Below are 1,137 nucleotides of genomic sequence, written 5' to 3' on the forward strand. Positions count from 1 at the left end.
GCGCTCGCCCACACGCCGGTCGGCCCGCGCCACCCGCCGGGGCTGTATGGACCGGAGAACGGCCGCCGCGCGCTCAATCTCTCCACCCACCTGCCGCCCCCGGTCGCGGCCCCGCTGATCGCCGGGGCGGCACTGCAACCGCTCGGCGCCCTGGCGCCGGAGCGGGCGATCGGGCCGTGGTTCCTGGCGGCCGCGATCGTGCTGCTGGCGGCTGACCTGCTGATCTCGCTGATGCTGCGGGGGCTGCTGCGCCGTCACGTGGCGCTGGCCGGCGGCGCCGCGCTGCTGGCGCTGCTGCTGGTGACGCCGGTGCCGGCCCGGGCGCTGGAGACCGGCATCCCGCCCGCGCTCGCGACCCGGCTCGCCTATGTGGTGACCGGCGACGCCGAGGTGGACGGCATCTCGAAGGCCGGTCTCGAGGGTCTGTCGGAATACGTCAACCACCGGACCGCGGCGACGCTGGCCGAGCCTGACGGCGTGGTGCCCGGCCATGACGATCTCAGCTTCTATCCGCTGCTCTACTGGCCGATCACGGCACAGGCCCCGCCACTCGACAGCGTCTCGGCGCAGGCGCTCAACGACTACATGAGCCGCGGCGGCATCATCGTGCTGGACACGCGCGGCGGCGGCGCCGGGTCGGATGACGCCGGCGGCGGCACCGGCGAGGGATTCGCGCCTGGCACCGATGCCGCGCTCAAGCGGGTGGCGCAGGGACTGCTGTTTCCGCCGCTCGCGCCGCTGACGCCCGATCACGTGCTCGCGCACGCCTTCTATCTGCTGCAGGATTTCCCCGGCCGCTACGACGGCGGCACCGTCTGGGTGCAGCGCGACCAGGACCGCACCAACGACAGCGTCAGCCCGGTGATCATCGGCAACAACGACTGGGCTGCCGCCTGGGCGATCGACGCACAGGGGCGCAACCCCTATGCCACGATCCCCGGCGGCGCGCGCCAGCGCACCATGGCGTACCGTTTCGGCGTGAACCTCGTCATGTACGCGCTGACCGGCAACTACAAAGGCGATCAGGTGCACGTGCCCGCAATCCTCGAACGGCTCGGGCAATAGGGATGACCGCGTGATGCATCCCGAACAGGCGATCGCGGCGCTGCGGCTGCATCCGCTGGTGCCCGTGTGGCT

The 1,137-nt window shown here is 72.3% G+C and carries 1 protein-coding gene; it reads left to right on the top strand.

Translation table 11 applies throughout. The features are described 5' to 3' along the window. A partial coding sequence (locus B8460_RS18515; RefSeq protein WP_048863100.1) for a DUF4159 domain-containing protein occupies positions 1-1,065 on the top strand: 1,065 nt, incomplete at its 5' end. Positions 1,066-1,137: the final 72 nt, after the last annotated feature.

The sequence above is a fragment of the Acidisphaera rubrifaciens HS-AP3 genome (assembly GCF_000964365.1).
GTDB lineage: Bacteria > Pseudomonadota > Alphaproteobacteria > Acetobacterales > Acetobacteraceae > Acidisphaera > Acidisphaera rubrifaciens.